General features: G+C 57.4%; 14 protein-coding genes and 1 pseudogene. 11 read left to right on the top strand and 4 right to left on the bottom strand.

All coding sequences use genetic code 11. From position 1 onward, the window contains the following. The first annotated feature begins 76 nt into the window (after positions 1 to 76). The 8 genes from bcsQ (at position 77) to ACOTXT_RS20200 (ending at position 15,646) form a co-directional block, all read left to right on the top strand. Positions 77 to 733, top strand: a complete 657-nt coding sequence (gene bcsQ / locus ACOTXT_RS20235; protein ID WP_421625423.1) for a cellulose biosynthesis protein BcsQ — start codon at positions 77 to 79, stop codon at positions 731 to 733. Beyond that, positions 730 to 3,345 carry a UDP-forming cellulose synthase catalytic subunit gene (gene bcsA, locus ACOTXT_RS20230; protein ID WP_106105335.1) on the top strand — a complete coding sequence of 872 codons (2,616 nt, stop codon included), beginning with the start codon at positions 730 to 732 and terminating at the stop codon, positions 3,343 to 3,345. The genes bcsQ and bcsA overlap by 4 nt, the downstream gene beginning before the upstream one ends. Before the next feature lie 10 nt (positions 3,346 to 3,355). Continuing rightward, complete coding sequence (gene bcsB / locus ACOTXT_RS20225; RefSeq protein WP_045353332.1) at positions 3,356 to 5,776, top strand: cellulose biosynthesis cyclic di-GMP-binding regulatory protein BcsB; 2,421 nt, start codon at positions 3,356 to 3,358, stop codon at positions 5,774 to 5,776. 6 nt (positions 5,777 to 5,782) lie between these two features. After that, positions 5,783 to 6,889 (top strand): cellulose synthase complex periplasmic endoglucanase BcsZ, encoded by a 1,107-nt coding sequence (gene bcsZ, locus ACOTXT_RS20220; protein ID WP_106105336.1) that lies wholly within the window; start codon positions 5,783 to 5,785, stop codon positions 6,887 to 6,889. Then, positions 6,871 to 10,353, top strand: a complete 3,483-nt coding sequence (bcsC, locus tag ACOTXT_RS20215) for a cellulose synthase complex outer membrane protein BcsC (protein ID WP_046092607.1) — start codon at positions 6,871 to 6,873, stop codon at positions 10,351 to 10,353. The genes bcsZ and bcsC overlap by 19 nt, the downstream gene beginning before the upstream one ends. Before the next feature lie 119 nt (positions 10,354 to 10,472). After that, on the top strand, positions 10,473 to 12,479 hold the full coding sequence (gene hmsP / locus ACOTXT_RS20210; RefSeq protein ID WP_023294766.1) for a biofilm formation regulator HmsP: 2,007 nt from the start codon (positions 10,473 to 10,475) through the stop codon (positions 12,477 to 12,479). Between the two features lie 159 nt (positions 12,480 to 12,638). Continuing rightward, positions 12,639 to 13,925, top strand: coding sequence for a dicarboxylate/amino acid:cation symporter (locus ACOTXT_RS20205; protein ID WP_021242141.1), 1,287 nt, complete (start codon positions 12,639 to 12,641; stop codon positions 13,923 to 13,925). A 227-nt stretch (positions 13,926 to 14,152) separates the two neighbouring features. Continuing rightward, positions 14,153 to 15,646, top strand: coding sequence for a M16 family metallopeptidase (locus tag ACOTXT_RS20200; protein WP_008503229.1), 1,494 nt, complete (start codon positions 14,153 to 14,155; stop codon positions 15,644 to 15,646). A gap of 63 nt (positions 15,647 to 15,709) precedes the next feature. On the opposite strand, the gene ACOTXT_RS20195 is transcribed toward ACOTXT_RS20200, so the two are convergent. Beyond that, positions 15,710 to 16,639 carry a sugar kinase gene (locus ACOTXT_RS20195; protein WP_021242142.1) on the bottom strand — a complete coding sequence of 310 codons (930 nt, stop codon included), beginning with the start codon at positions 16,637 to 16,639 and terminating at the stop codon, positions 15,710 to 15,712. Positions 16,640 to 16,868: 229 nt separating this feature from the next. Here ACOTXT_RS20195 and pdeH point away from each other — a divergent pair, with 229 nt between their 5' ends. Both pdeH and ACOTXT_RS20185 read left to right on the top strand, forming a co-directional pair. Continuing rightward, complete coding sequence (gene pdeH / locus ACOTXT_RS20190) at positions 16,869 to 17,642, top strand: cyclic-guanylate-specific phosphodiesterase (protein ID WP_021242143.1); 774 nt, start codon at positions 16,869 to 16,871, stop codon at positions 17,640 to 17,642. Between the two features lie 65 nt (positions 17,643 to 17,707). Continuing rightward, positions 17,708 to 19,750, top strand: coding sequence for an AsmA family protein (locus tag ACOTXT_RS20185; protein WP_046092608.1), 2,043 nt, complete (start codon positions 17,708 to 17,710; stop codon positions 19,748 to 19,750). 93 nt (positions 19,751 to 19,843) lie between these two features. Here ACOTXT_RS20185 and ACOTXT_RS20180 read toward each other — a convergent pair whose 3' ends face one another. The 3 genes and pseudogenes from ACOTXT_RS20180 to ACOTXT_RS20170 all read right to left on the bottom strand — a co-directional run bounded on the left by ACOTXT_RS20180 (position 19,844) and on the right by ACOTXT_RS20170 (position 23,402). Continuing rightward, complete coding sequence (locus ACOTXT_RS20180; RefSeq protein ID WP_063417844.1) at positions 19,844 to 21,166, bottom strand: MFS transporter; 1,323 nt, start codon at positions 21,164 to 21,166, stop codon at positions 19,844 to 19,846. A 260-nt stretch (positions 21,167 to 21,426) separates the two neighbouring features. After that, positions 21,427 to 22,452, bottom strand: coding sequence for an inner membrane protein YhjD (gene yhjD, locus ACOTXT_RS20175; protein WP_046092609.1), 1,026 nt, complete (start codon positions 22,450 to 22,452; stop codon positions 21,427 to 21,429). 50 nt (positions 22,453 to 22,502) lie between these two features. Further along, positions 22,503 to 23,402, bottom strand: a pseudogene (locus tag ACOTXT_RS20170) (LysR family transcriptional regulator). A 119-nt stretch (positions 23,403 to 23,521) separates the two neighbouring features. Here ACOTXT_RS20170 and ACOTXT_RS20165 point away from each other — a divergent pair. Further along, on the top strand, positions 23,522 to 24,280 hold the full coding sequence (locus ACOTXT_RS20165; RefSeq protein ID WP_046092610.1) for an SDR family NAD(P)-dependent oxidoreductase: 759 nt from the start codon (positions 23,522 to 23,524) through the stop codon (positions 24,278 to 24,280). Positions 24,281 to 24,509: the final 229 nt, after the last annotated feature.

Genomic DNA, 24,509 nt, shown 5'->3' with positions numbered 1-24,509 from the left:
CCAAAATCAGCCACGAAGAGACGATTTTGGGCTGAAAATTGGAAAATTGAGCCACAGGACGTCGATAAAGGACGGTTTGGGGCGTCATATCGGGAGCTGCGGACCACTTAATCGCAACTTCCTTAACGTCGACTTTACTCGCGAAGAGGGCTGGGCCCGCGCGCTGCTTGACGATAAAGACTGGCAGGATGCAGGTATGCGCTATACCTCCCTACTTGACCTGCTGCCGTTTGGTCAACTGACCACCACGGAACGCGAGAATGAAGCCGCGTACCAGCGCCTGTTTTCACAATTCACGCTGGCGCTGCAGAGCCTGAGGGAAAAGGGGCACTACAAGTGGATCCTGCTGGATCTGCCGCACGGTGCCGGCACGCTGACACGACAGCTTATCGCCCAGTGCGATCATGTCCTCTCGATCGTTAACGTCGATGCGAACTGCCATATCCGCCTGCACCAGCAAGGATTGCCTCAAAATGGCCATATCCTGATTAACGATTTGCGCATTGGCAGCCAGATCCAGGACGATCTCTATCAGGTCTGGCTGCAAAGCCAGCGCCGCCTGCTTCCGATTGTCATCCATCGTGATGAGGGAATGGCGGAATGCCTTGCGTCTAAGCAACCGCTCGGTGAATACCGCAGCGATTCACTGGCGGCAGAAGAGATCCTGACGCTGGCTAACTGGTGTCTGCTGAACTTCGCCAACAGGGCGGAGCATGCAGGGAGTGCTGTATGAGTCGTCTCGCCAGCTGGTTACTCATCCCACCGGGCAGTTCGCGTTTGAGCGAACATTACCGGCATTTTCGCCGTCACGGTGCGTCGGCATTTAGCGCCGCGCTCGGCTGTTTCTGGATGATTCTGGCCTGGATGTTTATACCGCTTGAACACCCGCGCTGGCAGCGCATACGTGCACGGCACAGCGAGCTATATCCGCACATTAATCCTGACCGACCGCGTCCACTGGATCCGGCGCGCTATCTCATTCAGGCCATCTGGCTGGTGGCGACCTCATCCCGCGCGGAGACAAAAACGCCGCACTGGCGGAGCTTCTCCCGCGTGCAGCAGTTACGTGAACGCTATCATCAGTGGCTGGACAGACTGCCCGACAGCGTAAGCGATAAGACCAGCCATCTGGATAACCATAAAGAGCTCGGGCATCTCCACCCGGGCTTGCGGCGTTTTATCCTCGGCGTAATCGTCGTGTTCTCGCTCATTCTGGCGCTGGTCTGTATTACGCAGCCTTTCAACCCTCTGGCGCAGTTCACTTTCCTGATCCTGCTGTGGGGCGTGGCGCTACTGGTGCGCCGAATTCCGGGTCGCTTCTCGGCGCTGATGCTGATCGTATTGTCGCTGACCGTCTCCTGCCGCTACATCTGGTGGCGTTATACCTCGACGCTGAACTGGGACGACCCGGTGAGTCTGGTGTGCGGCCTGGTGCTGCTGTTTGCTGAAACCTATGCCTGGATTGTGCTGGTGCTGGGCTATTTCCAGGTGATCTGGCCGCTCAACCGCCAGCCGGTTCCGTTGCCAAAGGACACGACCCAGTGGCCAACCGTCGATCTCTTCGTGCCGACCTACAACGAAGACCTGAGCGTGGTGAAGAACACCATCTATGCCGCGCTGGGCATCGACTGGCCGAAAGACAAGCTCAAGGTCTGGATCCTGGATGACGGCAACCGCCCGGCGTTCCGCCAGTTCGCGGAGGAGGTTGGCGTCGAGTACATCGCCCGTCCGACGCACGAACACGCTAAGGCGGGGAACATCAACAACGCGTTGAAGTATGCCACCGGGGAGTTTGTTTCGATTTTTGACTGCGACCACGTGCCGACGCGCTCGTTCCTGCAGATGACCATGGGCTGGTTCCTGAAGGAGAAAGAGCTGGCGATGATGCAAACGCCGCACCACTTCTTCTCGCCGGACCCGTTTGAACGTAACCTTGGCCGTTTCCGTAAGACCCCGAACGAAGGTACGCTGTTCTATGGCCTGGTACAGGACGGAAACGACATGTGGGACGCCACCTTCTTCTGCGGCTCATGCGCCGTTATCCGCCGTAAGCCGCTGGATGAAATTGGCGGTATCGCCGTCGAAACGGTCACTGAAGATGCGCACACCTCTCTGCGCCTGCACCGTCGTGGCTATACCTCTGCCTATATGCGCATTCCGCAGGCGGCCGGTCTGGCAACCGAGTCACTGTCGGCGCACATTGGCCAGCGTATTCGCTGGGCGCGCGGCATGGTGCAGATTTTCCGTCTCGATAACCCTCTGATCGGGAAAGGACTCAAGCTGGCGCAGCGTCTTTGCTACGTCAATGCCATGTTCCACTTCTTGTCCGGCATTCCGCGGCTGATCTTCCTGACCGCGCCGCTGGCGTTCCTGCTTCTTCATGCTTATATCATCTACGCTCCCGCGCTGATGATTGCGCTGTTTGTTCTGCCGCACATGATCCACGCGAGCCTGACGAACTCGAAGATACAGGGTAAATACCGCCACTCCTTCTGGAGTGAAATCTACGAAACGGTGCTGGCCTGGTACATCGCGCCGCCGACGATGGTGGCGCTGATTAACCCGCACAAAGGGAAATTCAACGTCACCGCGAAGGGCGGGCTGGTGGAGGAGGAGTACGTCGACTGGGTGATCTCCCGGCCGTATATCTTCCTGGTGCTGCTGAATATCGTGGGCGTCATTGCGGGTATCTGGCGCTACTTCTACGGTCCGGAAAACGAAATCCTGACCGTCTTCGTCAGTATGGCGTGGGTCTTCTACAACCTGATTATCCTCGGCGGCGCGGTGGCGGTGTCGGTGGAGAGCAAACAGGTTCGTCGCGCGCATCGCGTGGAAATCTGCATGCCAGCGGCGATTGCCCGTGAAGATGGCCATCTCTTCTCCTGTACCGTGCACGACTTCTCTGACGGCGGTCTGGGGATCAAAATCAACGGCCAGGCGAAGGTGCTGGAAGGGCAGAAAGTTAACCTGCTGCTTAAGCGCGGTCAGCAGGAGTATGTCTTCCCGACGCAGGTCGTTCGCGTGGTGGGCAATGAAGTCGGCCTGCAGCTGATGCCGTTGACCAAAAAGCAACATATCGATTTTGTGCAGTGTACGTTTGCCCGCGCGGATACGTGGGCTCTCTGGCAGGACAGCTTCCCGGAGGATAAGCCTCTGGAAAGCCTGCTGGATATTCTGAAGCTGGGGTTCCGTGGCTATCGTCACCTTGCAGAATTTGCCCCGTCGTCGGTGAAATTAATTTTCCGGTCACTTACTTCGCTGGTTTCCTGGGTCGTGTCGTTCATTCCTCGTCGTCCTGAGCGGGATGAGGCGAAGCAGGCGGACCCGGTTATGGCTCAACAATGATGATAACGCGATGAAAACAAAACTTTCCTGGTTATGTGCAGTGGCAATGGGGATGAATGCGATCCCCGCAACAATGGCTAACGCAGCCCCGGGTAACGCAGCGGCAACGCCTGCGCCAACCGTACCTGTCGTCGCGCAAGCAACCGATCCGGTTGTCACCGCGGCACCGGGTCAAACTGAAAACATCATGCCGAACCAGCCAACGGAGGGGAACACCCTGCCGGCAGACGGCCAGGTCATCGGGCAGGTGATGCCGGGCGTCCGGGGTGCGAATGCGCCCGTCGTTGCGGACAATGCGCCGTCGCGTGACGTGAAGCTGACCTTTGCGCAAATTGCGCCGCCTCCGGGCAGCATGGTGCTGCGCGGCATCAACCCTAACGGCGGCATTGAATTTGGCATGCGCAGCGACGAGGTCGTCTCTAATGCGGTGCTGAATCTCGAATACACGCCGTCGCCATCGCTGCTGCCGACCCAGTCTCAGCTGAAGGTCTATCTGAATGACGAGCTGATGGACGTTCTGCCGGTCACGAAAGAGCAGCTCGGCAAGAAAACCCAGGCGCAGGTGCCGATCAACCCGCTGTTCATCACCGACTTTAACCGTATCCGCCTGGAGTTTGTCGGCCACTACCGCGATGTCTGCGAAAACCCGGCCAGCAACACGCTGTGGATGGACGTCGGGCGTAACTCCTCGCTGCAGATGACCTACCAGTCGCTGGCGCTGAAAAACGATCTCTCGGCCTTCCCGGTTCCGTTCTTCGATCCGCGTGATAACCGTCCGCTCACGCTGCCGATGGTATTTGCCTCGTCCCCGGACGTGACCGAGCAGCTGGCGGCGACCATTGTGGCCTCCTGGTTTGGTTCACGTGCGGGCTGGCGCGGCCAGAGCTTCCCGGCGATGTATGACAAACTGCCGGACAGAAATGCCATTGTGTTTGCCACCAATGCGAAACGTCCGGCCTTCCTGCGCGATCATCCGGACGTCAACGCGCCGACCGTTGAGATGATAAGCCACCCGGAAAACCCGTACGTGAAGCTGCTGGTGGTCTTTGGTCGTGATGATAAAGATCTGGTTCAGGCAGCAAAAGCCATTGCCCAAGGCAACGTCCTTTTCCGCGGCAACAGCGTCGTGATAGATGAGGTCAAACCGCTGCTGGCGCGTAAACCTTATGATGCGCCAAACTGGGTACGTACCGACCGTGCGGTCACCTTTGGCGAGCTGAAAACCTATGAAGAACAGCTGCAGGCGACGGGGCTTGAGCCAGCGCCGATTAGCCTGTCGCTGAATCTGCCGCCGGATCTGTACCTGCTGCGTACCAACGGCATTGATATCAATCTGAACTACCGCTATACCGCGCCAGCCACTAAAGACAGCTCGCGCATGGATATCAGCCTGAACAACCAGTTCCTGCAATCCTTCAGCCTGCAAAGCACGCAGGATACGAACCGCCTGATGCTTCGCCTGCCGGTGCTGCAGGGGCTGCTGGACGGTAAAACGGATGTTTCTATTCCGGCACTGAAGCTGGGTGCGATAAACCAGCTGCGCTTTGATTTCCAGTACATGAACCCAATGCCTGGCGGCTCGGCGGAAAACTGCATCACCTTCCAGCCGGTACAGAACCACGTGGTGATTGGCGATGAGTCGACCATCGACTTCTCGAAGTACTATCACTTCCTGGCGATGCCGGACCTGCGCGCCTTTGCTAACGCGGGCTTCCCGTTCAGCCGTATGGCCGATCTCTCTGAGTCCATTGTGGTAATGCCAAAAGCGCCAAACGAAGGTCAGGTTACGACCCTGCTCGACACCATGGCGACCGTTGGAGGACAAACAGGATTACCGGCCATTAACGTCACGTTGACGGACGATGGCAGCCAGATTCAGAACAAAGATGCTGACATCATGGTGATCGGGACCATCCCGGATAAGCTGAAGGATGACAAACGTATCGATCTGCTGGTGAAAGCGGCCCAGTCCTGGGTTAATACGCCGCTGCGACAGACCGAGTTCCCGAGCATTATGCCGGATGTGAACGATCGTCAGGCCAGCGCGCAGACGACGGTAACGTCTCAGGGGGCGATGGCCGCGGTGGTGGGCTTCCAGTCGCCTTACAACGAACAGCGCAGCGTGGTGGCTCTCCTCGCGGACAGCCCGCGCGGGTATGAACTGCTCAATACGGCCATGAACGACAGCGGTAAACGTGCCGCGATGTTTGGTTCCGTGTCGGTGATCCGTGAGTCCGGCGTCAATAGCCTGCGCGTGGGGGATGTGTACTACGTGGGCCATCTGCCGTGGTTCGAACGCCTGTGGTATGCGCTGGCTAACCATCCGGTTCTGCTCGCTATCCTGGCTGCGGTCAGCGTGGTCTTGCTGGCATGGGTGCTGTGGCGTCTGCTGCGAATCATCAGCCGTCGTCGTCTGAACCCGGATGAGTAAGATGTGATGAAAGCCTTTCGCTGGTGTGTATTAGCAGCGGTGATGCTGGCGGCGCTTCCTCTTCGCGCCGCCTGTACCTGGCCTGCCTGGGAGCAGTTTAAAAAGGACTACATCAGTGAAGGCGGGCGCGTCATTGATCCCAGTGACACGCGCAAAATTACGACCTCGGAAGGGCAAAGCTACGCCCTGTTCTTTGCCCTGGCGGCGAACGATCGCAAAGCCTTTGACCTGCTGCTGACGTGGACGCGCGATAATCTCGCCAGCGGCGATCTCAACGCCCATCTGCCTGCCTGGCTATGGGGTCAGAAAGATAAAGACGCCTGGGCGGTGATTGATACCAACTCCGCCTCTGATGCCGATGTCTGGATCGCCTGGTCACTGCTCGAAGCGGGTCGGCTGTGGAAAGATCGGGACTATACCCGCACGGGTAAGGCGCTGCTGAAACGCATTGTCAGCGAGGAAGTGGTCAACGTCCCGGGGCTCGGCGCAATGCTGCTTCCTGGTAAAGTCGGTTTTGCCGATGAGAACGCCTGGCGTTTTAACCCCAGCTATCTTCCTCCGCATCTAGCGGCTTATTTCACGCGCTTTGGTTCCCCGTGGACCCAGCTTCGTGAAACTAACCTGCGCCTGCTGCTTGAGAGTGCGCCGAAAGGTTTTTCGCCGGACTGGGTGCAGTATCAGAAAAACAAAGGCTGGCGGTTACAGCAGGAGAAAGCGCTGGTGGGCGGCTACGACGCCATCCGCGTGTATCTCTGGGTGGGCATGATGAGTGATAAAGATCCTCAGAAAGCCCGGCTCCTGACGCGCTTCCAGCCGATGGCGGCAAAGACCATAAAACGGGGTGTGCCGCCGGAGAAAGTGGATGTGGCGACGGGGAAACGTACCGGTGACGGCCCGGTCGGGTTCTCTGCCGCTATGCTGCCGTTTTTACAACAACGTGATGTCCAGGCGGTTCAACGCCAGCGCGTTGCAGACCATTTTCCCGATAACAATGCCTATTACAGCTATGTGCTGACGCTTTTTGGGCAAGGATGGGATCAGCATCGTTTTCGCTTCACCGCAAAAGGTGAATTAATACCGGATTGGGGCCAGGAATGCGCAAGTTCACAGTAAATCTACTCAGTTTATCGCTTGGCCTGGCGCTTATGCCGTGGGCACAGGCCGCCAACTCTCCGCAGCAGAAACAGCTGCTGGAGCAGGTCAGGCTGGGCGAATCGACACAGCGTGAGGATTTGGTTCGTCAGTCGCTCTATCGCCTTGAGCTGATTGACCCCAACAACCCTGACGTCATTGCCGCGCGCTTTCGCTACCTGCTGCGTCAGGGCGATAACGCCGGCGCGCAAAAAGAGCTGGATCGTCTGAAAGGGATCGCCCCGGGTTCGAGCGCTTACCAGTCCTCACGCAACACCATGCTGCTTTCTACTCCGGATGGCCGACAGCAGCTCCAGCAGGCGCGACTGCTCGCCACTACGGGGCACACGCAGGAAGCGATTGCCGCCTATGACAAGCTGTTTGACGGCAACCCGCCGGGTGGCGACGTGGCGACGGAATACTGGAACGTCGTGGCGAAAGATCCCGCTCGCCGCGGTGCGGCCATTAACCAGCTGAAAAAAATTAACAGCAGCAGCCCCGGGAATACGCAGCTGCAGACAACGCTGGCCCAGCTTCTGTTCCAGAGCGGACGACGTGATGAAGGCTTTGCGGTACTGCAGGAGATGGCCAAATCCACCAATGGCCGCAGCCAGGCGTCTGATATGTGGTATGACCAAATCAAAGACCAGCCTGCCAGCAGCGCCAGCGTCAGCGCGCTGCAAAAATATCTGAGCGTATTCAGCGACGGGGATAGCGTCGCTGCGGCGCGTGCCCAGCTTGAAGCGCAGCAAAAACAGCTCGCCGATCCGGCGTTCCGCGCGAAAGCGGAAGGGCTCGCGGCGGTGGATGCCGGGCAGGGCAGTAAGGCGGTGGCCGAGCTGCAAAAAGCCGTCAGCGCCAACCATGCCGACAGTGAAGCGGTAGGGGCCCTGGGGCAGGCGTATTCCCAGAAGGGCGACCGCGCCCGCGCGGTGGCACAATTTGAAAAGGCGATTGCCCTCGATCCCCAGAGCGATAATCGGGGTAAGTGGGATAGTCTTCTGAAGGTTAACCGCTACTGGCTGCTGATCCAGCAGGGCGATGCGGCGCTGAAGGCGAATAACCCGGCGCAGGCAGAGCGTTACTATCAGCAGGCGCGTAACATCGACAATACCGACAGCTACGCGGTGCTGGGGCTGGGCGACGCCGCCGCGGCGCGTAAAGATAACGACGCGGCGGAGCGTTATTACCGTCAGGCGCTGCGAATGGACAGCGGCAACAGCAACGCGGTTCGCGGCCTGGCCAATATTTACCGCGCGCAGTCCCCGGAGAAAGCCTCGCAGTTTATCCAGTCGCTCTCCGCCAGCCAGCGTCGGAGCATTGATGATATCGAGCGTAGTCTGACCAACGAGCAGCTCTCCGCCCAGGCCGAACAGCTGGAAAATCAGGGGAAATACGCCCAGGCAGCAGAAATCCAGCGTCGTCGTCTGGCGCTCTCTCCTGGCGACGTGTGGATAACCTATCGTCTGTCGCGCGATCTCTACAGCGCGGGTCAGCGCAGCCAGGCGGACACCCTGATGCGTCAGCTTGCCCGCCAGAAACCGTCCGACCCGGATCAGGTCTATGCCAGCGGGCTCTATCTTTCCGGAAACGATCAGGACCGTGCCGCGCTGGCGCATCTGGACACGCTGCCGCGCAGCCAGTGGAACAGCAATATTCAGGAACTTGCCGACCGCCTGCAAAGCAATCAGGTGCTGGAAACCGCCAACCGCCTGCGGGACAGCGGTAAAGAGCAGGAGGCGGAGAATCTTCTTCGCCAGCAGCCAACCTCCACCCGCATCGACCTGACGCTGGCGGACTGGGCACAGCAGCGTGGCGATCTGAACTCCGCGAAAACGACGTACAACGCCGTCCTGCAGCGTGAGCCGCAGAACGAAGACGCGATCCTCGGCCTGACCGAGATTTACAGCGCCCAGGGTAACAAAGATGCCGCGCGCGCGGAGCTGGCGAAGCTGCCCGCCGCGCAGAACGGCCAGCCGCTGTCGCTCAATATGCAGCGCCGCATCGCGATGGCGCAGGCGGGGCTGGGTGATTCCGCCGCGGCAGAACAGACCTTCAGTAAAATCATTCCGCAGGCTAAATCGCAGCCCGGATCAATGGAAAACGCGCTGGTGCTGCGTGATGCCGCGCGTTTCCAGGCGCAGAACGGGCAGCCTCAGCAGGCGCTGGAAACCTATAAAGATGCGATGGTATCGACGGGTATCACCACGACGCGTCCGGCTGATAACGACAGTTTCACCCGTCTAACGCGTAACGATGAAAAAGACGACTGGCTGAAGCGCGGCGTGCGCAGTGATGCCGGTGAGTTGTACCGCCAGCAGGATGTTAACGTCACGCTGCAGCACGATTACTGGGGCTCCAGCGGCACGGGCGGCTATTCCGATCTGAAAGCGCATACCACCATGCTGCAGGTGGATGCGCCTCTCTCTGACGGGCGCATGTTCTTCAGAAGCGATCTGGTCAATATGGACGTCGGATCATTTGATACCAGGAACGGGACTTACGACCCTAAATGGGGAACCTGCTACGAAACGCCGTGTAGCGGTAACACCCATCAGTCAGACAATGGCGCAAGCGTCGCTGTCGGCTGGCAGAATAAAACCTGGGCGATGGATATTGGCACCACGCCGATGGGCTTTGACGTCGTCGACGTGGTGGGCGGCATCAGCTACAGCAGCGATCTGGGGCCCATCGGCTATACCGTTAACGCCCATCGTCGGCCAATCTCCAGCTCTCTGCTGGCCTTCGGCGGGCAAAAAGACACCAACACCGGCACCACCTGGGGCGGCGTACGCGCGACCGGTGGCGGCGTGAGCATCAGCTATGACAAAGGGGAAGCGAACGGCGTCTGGTCAAGCCTGAACGCGGAAACGCTGACGGGTAAAAATGTGGAGGATAACTGGCGCGTCCGCTGGATGACGGGTTACTACTACAAGCTCATTAATAAAAACAATGAGCGCCTGACGGTCGGCGTCTCCAACATGCTCTGGCACTACGACAAAGACCTGAGCGGTTATACCCTGGGTCAGGGCGGCTATTACAGCCCGCAGGAGTATGTCTCCTTCGCCTTGCCGGTGACCTGGCGTAAGCGCACGGAAAACTGGTCCTGGGAGCTGGGGGGCTCGGTCTCCTGGTCTCACTCCAAAACCAAAGACGAACTGCGCTACCCGATCCAGAATCTGATCCCGACCGATGAGCCAGACCGCTATACCGATCGGGGCGCGATGGAAACCGGCAGCAGCTCCTCAGGCACGGGTTATACCGCGCGGGCCATTATTGAGCGCCGGGTTACGTCCAACTGGTTTGTTGGCATGGGCGTGGACATTCAGGAAGCGAAAGACTATACCCCAAGCCATGCGCTGATCTATGTGCGCTACTCTGCTGCAGGCTGGCAGGGCGATATGGACTTACCGCCGCAACCGCTCATCCCTTACGCGGACTGGTAATCGGATTTTCCTTAATCCATTTGTAAGTCTCTCTTAACAGCGCAGCAATCGGGTATACTCAGGCGCGCCAGGTTTACACCCTGGCGCGCCCTGCGCTTCGAGTTTTGTGGAGAGTCATTTTGCGTGTCAGCCGTTCCTTAACAATCAAACAGATGGCGATGGTCTCTGCCGTCACCATGCTGTTTGTCCTGCTCTTCTGCGTAATTTTGCTGTTTCATTCCGTACAGCAGAATCGCTATAACACGGCTTCGCAATTAGAAAGTATCGCCCGCTCGGTACGCGGCCCGCTGTCTGCCTCCATCCTGAAAGGGGATATCCCCGAAGCGGAAACCATTCTGAAACGTATTCAGCCGGCCGGTGTTGTGAGCCGGGCGGACGTCGTGCTACCCAATCAGTTTCAGGCGCTGCGGATGAGCTTTATCCCGGAGCGTCCCGTCCCGATGATGGTGATGCGCCTGTTTGAGCTGCCGGTGCAAATTTCGCTACCCGTTTATTCGCTTGAGCGCCCTGCGAATCCACAGCCTCTGGCCTACCTGGTGTTACAGGCAGACTCCTACCGCATGTATAAATTCGTCATGAGTTGGGTGGTTACGTTAGTGACCACTTGCTTACTTATGACGCTTATTCTCAGCGTGGCGCTGACCTGGTGCATTAACCGGCTGATTGTCCATCCCCTGCGCCGTATCGCCCGCGAGCTGAACACGCTTGCGCCGCAGGATCAGATGGGACACCAGCTTGAGCTGCCGCGTCTGCATCATGACGATGAGATCGGCATGCTGGTGCGCAGCTACAACCTCAACCAGCAGCGCATCCAGCGTCAGCAGGATGAGATGAACAGTAGCGCCACCCGTTTTCCGGTATCGGAGCTTCCCAATAAAGCGTTCCTGATGGCGATGCTGGAGCAAACCGTTGAGCGCCAGCAAACCACCGCGCTGATGGTCATTGCCTGTGAAACCCTGCAGGACACGGCTGGCGTGCTTCAGGAGAGCCAGCGAGAGATGCTGCTGCTCACCCTGGTGGAAAAGATCAAATCTGTCCTTGCCCCGCGCATGGTGCTGACCCAGGTCAGCGGTTACGACCTGGTGGTGATTGCCAACGGCGTAAAAGAACCTTGGCATGCGATCACGTTAGGTCAGCAAGTACTCACTGTCATTAATGAGCGGCTGCCGATTCAGGGTATCCAGCTTCGCCCGAGCGCCAGTATCGGGATTGCCATGTTCTATGGCGACCTGACCGCGGAACAGCTTTATCGCCGCGCCTTCTCGGCGGCCTTTACCGCCCGGCGCAAAGGGAAAAACCAAATCCAGTTCTTCGACCCGGCGCAGATGGAAAAGGCGCAGCAGCGCCTGACGGAAGAGAGTGACATCCTGACCGCGCTGGATAACCGCCAGTTTGCCCTCTGGCTGCAGCCGCAGGTGGATCTGCGGACGGGAGAGGTAAAAAGCGCCGAGGCCCTGCTGCGTCTGCAGCAGCCGGATGGCACATGGGAGCTGCCGGAAGGGCTGATTGAGCGCATCGAGTCCTGCGGCCTGATGGTCACCGTCGGCTACTGGGTGCTCGAAGAGTCCTGTCGTCAGCTTGCCGCCTGGCAGGAGCGCGGCGTAACGCTGCCGCTGTCGGTCAATTTGTCTGCCATGCAGCTTATGCACCCGACCATGGTTTCTGAGATGCTGGAGCTGATCCATCGTTATCGCATCAAACCGGATACCTTGACCCTGGAAGTGACGGAGAGTCGACGCATTGACGACCCCAATGAGGCGGTCGCGATTCTTAAGCCGCTGCGTAATGCCGGCATTCGCATTGCCCTGGACGATTTTGGCATGGGCTACGCCGGGCTGCGCCAGCTTCAGCACATGAAGACGCTTCCGGTGGATGTGCTGAAAATTGACAAAGCGTTTGTCGACGGTCTGCCGGACGACAGCAGCATGGTGCAGGCGATTATCCAGATGGCGCGCAGCCTCAACCTGCACCTTATTGCCGAGGGAATTGAAACCGACGCGCAACGCGCCTGGCTGGCAGAGGCGGGCGTTGAGAGCGGGCAGGGTTTCCTGTTTGCCCCCGCAGTGCCTTCGGATGTCTTTGAAGAACGATACCTTTCTGGTGCTGACAATAACGCAAAAGTGTAATTTTGTTGCTGGCTTGTGCGAGCCAGCTCAAATTTCTTAACATTTGTGTTTCAAATTTGAACTGAGTTTATTTCTGTCCTGTTATGCGGGTGTTATTTTAAAGCCGCAGGTTAACCATAACCTTACAAAGCCTGTGGTTTTTCTTCCCAAGGACACCCTATGAAAACCTCACTCTTCAAAAGTCTTTATTTCCAGGTCCTGACAGCCATCGCCATCGGTATTCTGCTGGGTCACTATTACCCTGAACTGGGCGCGCAAATGAAACCGCTTGGCGACGCGTTCGTTAAGCTCATTAAAATGGTCATCGCGCCGGTGATCTTCTGTACGGTCGTCACGGGCATCGCTGGCATGGAAAGCATGAAGGCGGTTGGCCGTACCGGTGCAGTGGCGCTTCTCTATTTTGAAGTGGTCAGTACCCTTGCGCTGATTATTGGTCTGGTCATCGTTAACGTGGTGCAGCCAGGTGCGGGGATGAACGTCGATCCCTCGACGCTGGATGCCAAAGCGGTTGCGGTCTATGCCGAGCAGGCGAAGGATCAGGGCGTGGTGGCCTTCCTGCTGGACGTCATTCCTGGCAGCGTCATTGGCGCGTTCGCCAGCGGAAACATCCTCCAGGTGCTGCTGTTCGCCGTGATGTTTGGCTTCGCCCTGCACCGTCTGGGCAGCAAAGGCCAGCTGATCTTTAACGTGATCGAAAGCTTCTCGCAGGTCATCTTCGGCATCATCAATATGATCATGCGCCTGGCGCCTATCGGTGCCTTCGGTGCGATGGCCTTCACCATCGGTAAGTATGGCGTCGGTACGCTGGTCCAGTTGGGTCAGCTGATTATCTGTTTCTATATCACCTGTATTCTTTTCGTGGTGGTGGTGCTGGGCTCCATCGCCCGCGCGACCGGTTTCAGCATCTTCAAATTTATCCGTTACATCCGCGAAGAGCTGCTGATTGTTCTGGGAACCTCCTCGTCAGAATCGGCGCTGCCGCGCATGCTCGATAAGATGGAGAAACTCGGGTGTCGTAAATCGGTGGTGGGGCTGGTGATCCCGACGGGCTACTCCTTCAACCTGGACGGCACCTCGATATACCTGACGATGGCGGCGGTGTTTATCGCACAGGCGACCAACAGCCATATGGATATTTTCCATCAGATCACCCTGCTGGTGGTGCTCCTGCTCTCCTCTAAAGGCGCGGCGGGCGTAACGGGCAGCGGCTTTATCGTGCTGGCTGCCACTATCTCTGCAGTGGGGCACCTGCCAGTGGCGGGCCTGGCCTTGATTCTGGGTATTGACCGCTTTATGTCAGAGGCGCGTGCGTTAACCAACCTGGTGGGTAACGGCGTGGCAACGGTAGTGGTCGCGAAATGGGTGAAAGAGCTGGATCACAAAAAGCTCGACGATACTCTGAATAATCGTTCAACTGACAGCAAAAATCCTGGCTTATCCTCTTAATCTTGTCACAAATGCCCGTATTCCCTTGTGGGGATGCGGGCTCCTGCGCATAATAACTGTTCATACCTGTCATAATTCGACAAGATTTTTTTTGGGTATATTTCACTTCGGACCGTGACGTTTTGCCGAACGCGCGGTCTAATCGACGTGTTTTCATCGTCATCTTTAAGAGTGAAGCGCGTCGCGAGGCACTCTTTTTTAACCAGGAATGTTGATCAGGGGTTCACATGCAGGGCACAAAAATTCGACTCTTAACCGGCGGTTTGCTGATGATGGCAGCAGCCAGTTATGTGCAGGCAGATGCGCTCCAGCCAGACCCGGCCTGGCAACAAGGGACACTAGCGAACGGTTTTCAGTGGCAGGTGTTAGCCACGCCGCAACGTCCCAGTGACCGTATTGAAATCCGTCTGTCTGTTAATACCGGTTCCCTCACGGAAAGCACCCAGCAAACCGGTTTCAGCCACTTTATTCCCCGGCTGGCGCTCACGCAGAGCGGCAGCCTGCAAGCGGTTCAGGTGCGTTCGCTCTGGCAACAGGCCATCGATCCGAAACGCCCGCTTCCTCCGGCTGTGGTCTCGTATGACTACACCATGTTTAACCTGAGCCTGCCTAATAACCGCAACGATCTGCTTAAAGAAGCCCTGACGTATCTCTCCGATGCCTCCGGCAATCTGGCAATTACGCCGGACACCGTCAACTATGCGTTGAGCAACAGCGACATGGTGGCGACCTGGCCTGGTGATACCAAAGAGGGCTGGTGGCGTTACCGCCTGAAAGGCTCGACGTTGCTGGGACATGACCCTGCCGAGCCGCTAAAACAGCCGGTGGACGCCGAACAGGTGAAATCGTTCTACCAGAAGTGGTACACCCCGGACGCGATGACGCTGATCGTGGTGGGTAACGTGGACAGCCGCGCGGTGGTGGAGCAGATCAACAAAGCGTTTGGCGATCTGAAAGGCAAGCGTGAATCGCCTGCCCCTGTTCCGACACTCTCCCCGCTGCGTGCAGAGCCTGTCAGCATTATGACGGACACCGTGCGTCAGGACCGACTCTCCGTGATGTGGGATAACGCCTGGCAGCCCATCCGTGAGTCCGCGGCGCTGTTGCGATACTGGCGTGCCGACCTGGCGCGTGAAGCGCTGTTCTGGCACGTTCAGCAGACGCTCAGTAAGAATAACGTGAAGAATATCGGTCTTGGCTTTGACTGCCGCGTGCTGTTCCAGCGTGCGCAATGCGCCATTAACGTTGAATCACCGGGCGATAAGCTGAATGCCAATCTGGGTGTCGTCGCGAAAGAGTTGGCAAAAGTGCGTAAAGAGGGGCTTTCCGAAGAGGAATTCAACGCGCTTGTGGCACAGAAAAAACTCGAGCTGCAGAAGCTGTTTGCGACCTACGCGCGCGCCGATACCGATATTCTGATCAGCCAGCGTATTCGTTCCCTGCAGAATCAGGTGGTGGATATTGCGCCGGAACAGTACCAGAAGCTTCGTCAGGATTTCCTGAACGGTCTGACCGTCGAAATGCTCAACCAGGATCTCCGTCAGCAGCTGTCGCAGGAGATGGCGTTGATCCTTCTGCAGCCGAAGGGCGAACCGGAATATGACATGAAGGAACTTCAGAAGACCTGGGATTCCATCATGGCGACCGCGCCGCAGCCGACGCAGGCCGCGACGGCTGATGATTTACACCCGGACGCGACGGATATCCCGCAAGGGCAGTAAGACGTAGACATTCCCTCTCCCTGTGGGAGAGGGTTAGGGTGCGGGCATCAGCCCGCACCCTACTTAAACAGGCATCGCCTCACGCGGAATAATCGCCCCGCGATACTGAATCACCGTGCTGGCCGTCAGATGTCCACGCTGTGCCGCCGCTTCCGGCGTTCCGCCCGTCAGGCGTACTGCCAGATAGCCCGCGCTGAATGAATCACCCGCCGCCGTGGTATCAATCACTTTCTCTTTGGCAAGCTTCACCGCCGGAACCTCAACCACCGCTTCACCCGTAATCGCGACCAGGCACGACTCCGCACCGCGCTTAATCACCACTTCGCTCACGCCAGCCGCTTGCGTGCGTGCAATCACGTCCTCTACCGGTTTCGCCCCCCAGAGGGCGTCTTCATCGTCGAGCGTCAGGAAGGCGATGTCGGTGCATTGCAGCATCTGCTGATAGACCTGCTGCGTCTCTTCACGGCTGGCCCACAGGCGCGGGCGGTAGTTGTTATCGAAAATGACCTTGCCGCCGTTGGCACGGCATTCGCGCAGCAGCGAGAGCAGCTTTTCACGGCTGGTGGGGCTCAGGATCGCCAGGCTGATCCCGCTCAGATAGAGATAGTCGAAGGTCGACAGCGCTTCGCAGATGGCCGCGGCATCCTCGCTCTCCAGCCAGAATTTGGCCGCGGCTTCGTTACGCCAGTAATAAAACGTGCGTTCGCCGGTGTCGTCGGTCTCAATGTAATACAAACCCGGCAGGCGGTTTTCCATACGCTGGATCAGCGAGGTATCAATATGTTCACTTTGCCAGGCCTCAAGCATCTGCTGGCTGAAGCTGTCCGTCCCCAGAGCGGTAACGTAGTTCACGGTGAGCGCCTCAGGCGCAACCTGGCGGGCAATATAAACGGAGGTGTTTAACGTATCGCCACCAAATCCGCGGCTCACTTCCGCGCCTTTTTGTGACAGCTCAATCATGCATTCGCCAATCACGGCAATTTTTTTAGACATAATCGTGAACCTGAACAGAAGAATGATCAGCAGTGTGCGCTGAGTGAATTAACAGGTCAACTATATTAAAACAACGTTCCATTATTTTATTTGAGCCAGCGCGTGTTCCTGCGCATTTCTGTCATCTTAATTTCATTTTCCCGGTGAATTGAACATAAAGTTCTCAATTGTCGCGCCGATAATCCTGTGACGAGTCCAGAAAGGCCATCCCAACAACAGGACATCTGAAATGAAGTCAGAGCAGGTTATCCAGCGGCTGAGCACCACGCCTGAGGCAAGTATTGAGAACTTGCAGGAGCATCGCTACTGGCTGCAATGTGAGCGTGCGTATACCTATCAGCCGATATACCGAACAGACGGTCGACTGATGGCCATTGAAATTTTGACCGTCGTGACGCATCCCTCAAACCCTTCCCAGCGTATCGCACCGGATCGCTATTTTGCCGAAGTGGCCGTTCGCCAGCGTCTTGACGTGCTGGAAGAGCAGCTCCGTATGCTGGCAACGAAGCAGCCCTTTTTCGAACAGCACGATATCCTCGCTTCAGTGAATGTCGATGGCCCCACTCTGCTGGCGCTGCGTCAGAACGCGAAATTGCAGGCGCTGATCGCCACCCTGCCGTGGGTGCGCTTTGAGCTGGTGGAGCATGTCCGCCTGCCGCAGGACTCCTCGTTTGCCTCCATATGCGAATACGGCCCGCTGTGGCTGGATGACTTTGGCACCGGCATGGCGAACTTTTCGGCTCTGAGTGAAGTACGTTATGACTACATTAAAGTGGCCCGCGATCTGTTCATTATGCTGCGTCAGACCCCGGAAGGGCGGAACCTGTTTACGCTGTTATTACAGCTGATGAACCGCTATTGCCAGGGCGTGATTGTTGAAGGTGTGGAAACGCTGGAAGAGTGGCGTGATGTGCAAAGCTCGCCTGCCGCGGCGGCGCAAGGCTATTTCCTCTCCCGACCGGTACCCATGGATCGCCTCGATAGCGTGATAACAACCCTCTGATAAGCCCGCTTCCCTTTGTCTGGACTATAGTTTTACAGGACAGGTCATCAGGAAAGGGGATAAAAATGACAAGAACAACCAGGGTAATCTCCTGGACAGCAGGGATTTTCTTGTTGTTGATCGTGGTCGTCGCCATCATTATCGCGACGTTTGACTGGAACCGTCTTAAGCCGACCATCAACCAGAAAGTCTCAACCGAACTAAACCGCCCCTTCGCCATACGCGGTGATTTAGGGGTCGTGTGGGAGCGTCAGAAAGAGGAGCCCGGCTGGCGAAGCTGGATCCCCTGGCCGCACGTCCACGCCGACGACATCATTCTCGGTAACCCGCCGGATATCCCGGACGTCACCATGATCCACCTGCCGCGCGTTGAGGCCACGCTGGCCCCGCTCGCGTTGCTGACCAAAACGGTCTATCTGCCGTGGATCAAACTTCAGCAGCCCGACGCGCGCCTGATCCGCCTCTCTGAAAAAAACAACAACTGGACGTTCAACCTTGCCAGCGATGGCGAAAAGGATCCGAATGCCCAGCCTTCCTCCTGGTCATTCCGTCTCGACAATATTCTCTTCGATCGCGGGCGGATCGCCATCGACGATAAGGTCAGCAAGGCCGACGTGGAGATCCTGGTCGATCCGCTGGGTAAGCCGCTGCCGTTTAGCGAGGTCACGGGGACGAAAGCCAAAGGTGACACGGCAAGCGTGGGCGACTATGTCTTCGGCCTGACGGCAAAAGGACGCTACAACGACCAGCCGCTCACCGGTAAAGGGAAAATAGGCGGCATGCTGGCGCTCCGGAGCGAAGGCACGCCGTTCCCGGTGCAGGCGGACTTCCGCTCCGGTAACACCCGCGTGGCGTTCGTGGGAACGGTTAACGACCCGATGAACATGGGCGGCGTCGATCTTCAGCTTAAATTTGCCGGTGATTCGCTGGGCGAGCTGTATGAGCTGACCGGCGTGCTGCTGCCGGATACCCCGCCGTTCGAAACGGACGGGCATCTGGTCGCCAAAATCGACAGCGAAAAATCGTCGGTTTTTGACTACCGTGATTTTAACGGCCGCATCGGCGACAGCGATATCCACGGCTCGCTGACCTACACCACCGGAAAACCGAGACCGAAGCTTGAAGGGGACGTTGAGTCCCGCCAGCTGCGTCTGGCCGATCTCGGCCCGCTGATCGGCGTGGATTCCGGTAAAGGTACGAAGTCAAAAGAGGTGAAAAAGGACATTCAACCTGCGGGAAAAGTGCTGCCTTACGATCGCTTTGAAACCGATAAGTGGAACGTGATGGATGCGGATGTGCGCTTCAAAGGGCGTAAGATTGAGCATGGCAGCACGTTGCCGTTGAGCGATCTGTCGACGCATATCATCCTCAAAAACGCCGATCTGCGCCTGCAGCCGCTGAAGTTTGGCATGGCGGGCGGGACGATTTCCTCCAACATTCACCTCGAAGGCGATAAAAAGCCAATGCAGGGGCGAGCCGAAATTCAGGCCCGCAGGCTCAAGCTGAAAGAACTGATGCCCAACGTGGAGCTGATGCAGAAAACCCTCGGTGAAATGAACGGCGATGCCGACATTCGCGGCGTGGGGAACTCCGTGGCGGCGCTGCTGGGCAGCGGTAATGGCAACCTGAAGCTGCTGATGAACGACGGGCTGGTGAGCCGCAACCTGATGGAAATCCTGGGCCTGAACGTCGGGAACTATATCATCGGGCAAATCTTCGGTGATGATGAGGTGCGGGTGAACTGCGCGGCGGCCAATCTGGATCTGGTTAACGGCGTGGCACGTCCGCAGATTTTTGCCTTCGACACGGAAAATGCGGTGATTAACGTGACCGGTACCGCCAGCATGGCCTCGGAGCAGCTTGATTTGACGATTGACCCGGAAAGTAAGGGTGTCCGAATCATCACCCTGCGCTCGCCGCTTTACGTGCGCGGAACCTTCAAAAATCCGCAGGCGGGCGTGAAGCCCGGACCGCTGATTGCGCGTGGCGCGGTGGCCGCAGCCCTCGCGACGCTGGTTACCCCCGCCGCAGCGCTGCTGGCGTTGATTTCGCCGTCAGAAGGCGAGGCGAATCAGTGCCGGACCATTTTGTCACAGATGAAGAAGTAAGGTGCGGCCTGTTTTTGCCGGGTGGCGCTGCGCTTACCCGGCCTACATTTGAATCGTAGGCCGGGTAAGGCGTAGCCGCCACCCGGCATTAGCTTACAGAGCCTGGTGTTTCGTCTCGTGCGTCAGCAGCAGTGCAATCAGCGTCAGTGCCGCCATGGCCGCCAGATAAACGCCCACATAGAACAGGCCGTAGTTTGCCTGCAGCCAGGTGGCGATATACGGCGCAACGGAGGCGCCCAGAATAGACGAGACGTTGTAGGAGAACGACGCGCCGGTATAACGCACTTCCGTCGGGAACAGCTCCGGCAGCAGCGCGCCCATCGGGCCGAAGGTCAACCCCATCAGGCTCAGGCCAATCAGCAGGTAGGCCATCACCAGCGCCGGGCTGCCTGAACCCAGCAGCGGCGGGAAGACGAACAGAGCAAACAGAACGATCAGCGTGGTGATGGTGATCATGCTTGCGCGACGACCGAACTTATCCGCGAGCAGGCCCGCAATCGGAACCATCACGCCAAACCCGATCACCGCCATCATCAGCATCCACAGCACTTCGTTACGCGGCAGACCCAGCCCAACCGGCGCGGCGGCGGTACTGAAGGTCATGGAGTAAACGGTCATGATGTAGAACAGCGTGTAGGTGGCCAGCATGATAAACGTGCCCAGTATGGTCACACGGACGTGCTTGGTCAGCAGCGTGCCCAGCGGCACTTTCACCTGCTTGTTCGCCGCGGCCACTTTTGCGAAAACAGGGGTCTCATGCAGAGAAACTCGCACGTACAGGCCAATCAGCACCAGCACGGCTGAGAAGACAAACGGGATACGCCAGCCCCAGCTCATGAACTGTTCATCCGTCAGCAGCCAGGAGAGCAGCAGGAACGTCCCGTTGGCGAAGAAGAAGCCAATCGGTGCGCCAAGCTGCGGGAAAGAACCATACAGCGCGCGCTTGCGCGCCGGGGCGTTCTCGGTGGCCAGCAGCGCCGCGCCACCCCATTCACCACCCAGTCCCAGACCCTGACCAAAACGCGCCAGCGCCAGCAGGACCGGCGCCAGAATGCCGATGGTCTCATACGTCGGCAGCAGGCCGATGGCCACGGTGGAGATCCCCATCGTCAGCAGCGAGGCCACCAGCGTCACTTTGCGTCCGATGCGATCGCCAAAGTGTCCAAACAGCGCGGAGCCAATCGGACGCGCAACAAACGCGATAGCAAAGGTCGCCAGGGACTGCAGCGTGGCCGCCGTCGGATCGCCCTGCGGGAAGAAAATGTGCGGGAAGACGATGACCGCCGCGGTGGCGTAAATGTAAAAGTCGAAGAACTCGATGGCGGTGCCAATCAGCGAGGCGACGACAACTTTATTTCGCGAATTTACCGGAACGTTTTCCGTTTCTGAGTCGAGTGTGGTGGCGGTTGCTTGCATAATATTTTCTTATTTTTGTCGAACGAAAGGCCATATTACGCACAGCAAAAGCGACATTTCAATCTGTAACAAAGCCGCGACCTGGTGATAAAAGCAACAAAAAGCGGATAATTTTCAGGCCAGCCAAAACACGTCTATGAAATGCTTCACAGATTTTAAATATCAGGCAATAAAACTGGTTTTCGGTTAAATAAAAGTTACGGACTGGATTTATATGCTGAAATGATGAATCGGGCTGAAATTTCAGCCCGGGAGAGGGGTTAACGGTGCGTTTTGCCCGGCATTCGCGGGTCGTCTTTGTACTCGGCAGTGGCGATCCACGCGGCGCAGAACAGGGTTAAACGTGCAAAGAAGTAGAAGAACGCCATTAACCCCAGCACCGAGCCGAACGCCGCGCCGGAAGGGGATTTCACCAGCGACGGCAGGGTGTAGGTCATCACGATTTTGATCACCTCAAAGCCTATTGCCGCGATCAGTGTCCCTCTGATCAGCGCCTTCTTGCGCGGGCGATGGCGCGGCAAGCGCCAGAAGATCCAGAAGAACAGCAGGTAGTTGGCGAAGATGGAAATGGCCAGCCCAATGCTGCGCCAGGCGGGCTTCAGCCATTCGATGTAATCAAGGTAGAGCGCGGAGATGATCATCTGCTGCGCCGAGCCCGCCACGGAGGTAATGGACAGCGTCACGATGAGCGCGACGAGCAGGCCAATCAGCGAAACAAAGTCGCGGAGATACTTCACCCAAATCTTCTCCTGATCCTGCGGCTTACGCTCCCAGACATCGCGCGACTGGGCGCGAATGGCCTCGCGCAGGTTGCCCATCCAGTTAACGCCGGAGTAAAGGGCAATCAGCAAACCGACGATACCGACGGTGGTGCGCTGCTGGACGGCGGTATTGATGGTGCTTTTGAGCGTGCTGGCAAGGGTTGGATCACTGACGTTATTCAGGATTTTGTTAAAGATATCCTGCAACAGCGTCGGGTGCGACGCGAGCACAAAACCGGCCGCCGCAAACGACACCATCAGGATCGGGATCATCGACAGGAACGAAAAATAGGTGATGGCGGCACCAAACTGGTTTCCCATGCGGTCATTAAAGCGTTCGGTCGCACGTATCAGATGCGCAATCATGGGAAACTGCTGAATTCTGGCGATAATGCCGGTGACGGTCCCCAGCGCTTTGCTGGCGGTACCTGGAGACCTGCTCTCTTCCGGCTCGGTCTCCATCTTCTTGATGGGTTCATACTCTAAATGTTGGGTGGGTCGTTGCGGGTTATTTTCCGGCGTCACGCGTCTTTTCCTTTTCGTTTGGCTGGATGTTACTGAATTATAGCTTGCGACTAGTCCACGTAAGCTTTTGTGAGTTCGGTCAGCCACTCCATGAACAGATGTACCCGGCGGGAGAGGTTGCGCCGGTGGGGATAAATCAGGGAGACAGGCATTGGTTCGGCCCGGTATTGCGGGAGAATTTCAATCAGTTTCTTCGCGCGCAGTAAATCTCGCACCCCAACCCGCGGAACCTGAATGATGCCCAGCCCGGCGAGGCAGGCAGCCTGGTAAGTTTCGGTGCTGTTAACAGTTAACACCCCTCCCGTTTTTATCCACTGCGTCGTACTGCCGTTCTAAAACTCAAAGCCCTGTGGGCGAGTTCCCAGCGTAGCGGTGTAGTGAATGACGGCGTGCGAGCCTAAATCGTCCAGCGTTTCCGGGTAGCCAAAACGCGCCAGATAATCCGGGCTGGCGCAGTTAATCACCGACAGCTTGCCCAACGGTCGGGCAATAAGCCCTGAATCTTTCAGCGTGCCGACGCGTACCACGCAGTCAAACCCTTCGCGGATCACATCCACCAGACGATCGCTGCTGCTGAGCTCCAGCTCGATGCCCGGATAATGCTGCAGAAAAGCAGGCAGTTTGGGGATGACTAAATTTCGAGCTACGGCGACGGGCATATCCACGCGGAGCCGTCCGCTGATGCTGGAGGGATCGTGCAGAAACATACCGTCCAGCTCATCGAGGTTTGCCAGCAGATCTTTTGCCCGTTCGTAATAGACCATACCGTCCTGCGTCAGGCTGACGCGGCGGGTGGTGCGGTGCAATAGCTGGGTGCCAAGCCGGTTTTCGAGGGCCTGAATCTGCCGTGACACGCTGCCTTTCGGCAACGTTAATGTTTCTGCCGCGCGGGAAAAACTCTCCAGTTCCGCGACGCGAACAAACAGCTGCATTGCGTGAATTTTATCCATAGATGTAGCTCATTGTTGTTTGTGCTGAAACAGTGAAGCGTTTTAACTCATCTTTATTGATTTTCTATCACCTAATAAGCTCTTACTCAATCTCCATAACAGCCAAAACGAGGTTTATGATGACTGAACGTATCGCATTAGTGACGGGTGGTAGCCGTGGTTTGGGTAAAAACGCTGCCTTAAAGCTGGCGGCAGACGGCACGGGAATTGTGCTGACCTACAACCGCAGCCAGCAGGAAGCGCTGGACGTTGTGCATGAAATTCAGGAAACAGGCGTCAACGCGGCGGCATTGCAGCTCAACGTCGGGGATATCACGAGCTTTGAGCATTTTGCCCAACAGCTTCAGGAAACCCTTAAGAGCGTCTGGCAGCGTGAAACGTTTGACTATTTATTGAACAATGCCGGGACGGGTTTATATGCGCCTTATACCGACACGACGGAAGCCCAGTTTGACGAGGCGCTGAACATTCATTTCAAAGGACCTTTCTTCCTGACGCAGCGCCTGCTGCCGCTGCTTAGCGACGGCGGACGGATCCTCAACGTCTCCAGCGGGCTGGCCCGTTTTACCCAGCCGGGGTCGGCGACCTACGCGGCGATGAAAGGAGCAATGGAAGTGTTGACGCGTTATCAGGCGAAAGAGCTGGGCGCGCGCGGCATCTCCGTCAATATCATTGCGCCTGGTGCGATAGAAACCGACTTTGGCGGCGGACACGTGCGCGACAACGCGGAGCTCAACCAGATGCTGGCGTCCCAGACGGCGCTGGGGCGGGTGGGGCTGCCTGACGATATCGGCGATGCCATTGCGGCACTGCTCAGCGACAAACTGGGCTGGATGAATGCGCAACGTATTGAAGTATCAGGCGGTATGTTCCTGTGAGGTATGCGCTTGAGTAAATCCTTAAGATAAATGTGTCTAAATACTGACAGATATAAAGAACCCCGGGGATTTGTAACGTATCCATTCGTTGAGTTTTTTCTTAGGAAGTTGCGATTAAGTGGTCCGCAGCTCCCGATATGACGCCCCAAACCGTCCTTTATCGACGTCCTGTGGCTCAATTTTCCAATTTTCAGCCCAAAATCGTCTCTTCGTGGCTGATTTTGGCCCT

It is taken from the genome of Enterobacter cloacae complex sp. IR5422, assembly GCF_049238165.1.
In the GTDB taxonomy this organism is placed as follows: domain Bacteria; phylum Pseudomonadota; class Gammaproteobacteria; order Enterobacterales; family Enterobacteriaceae; genus Enterobacter; species Enterobacter roggenkampii.
Note: the sequence above shows the minus strand (reverse complement) of the source record. Positions and strands in the feature narration are given on the sequence as shown.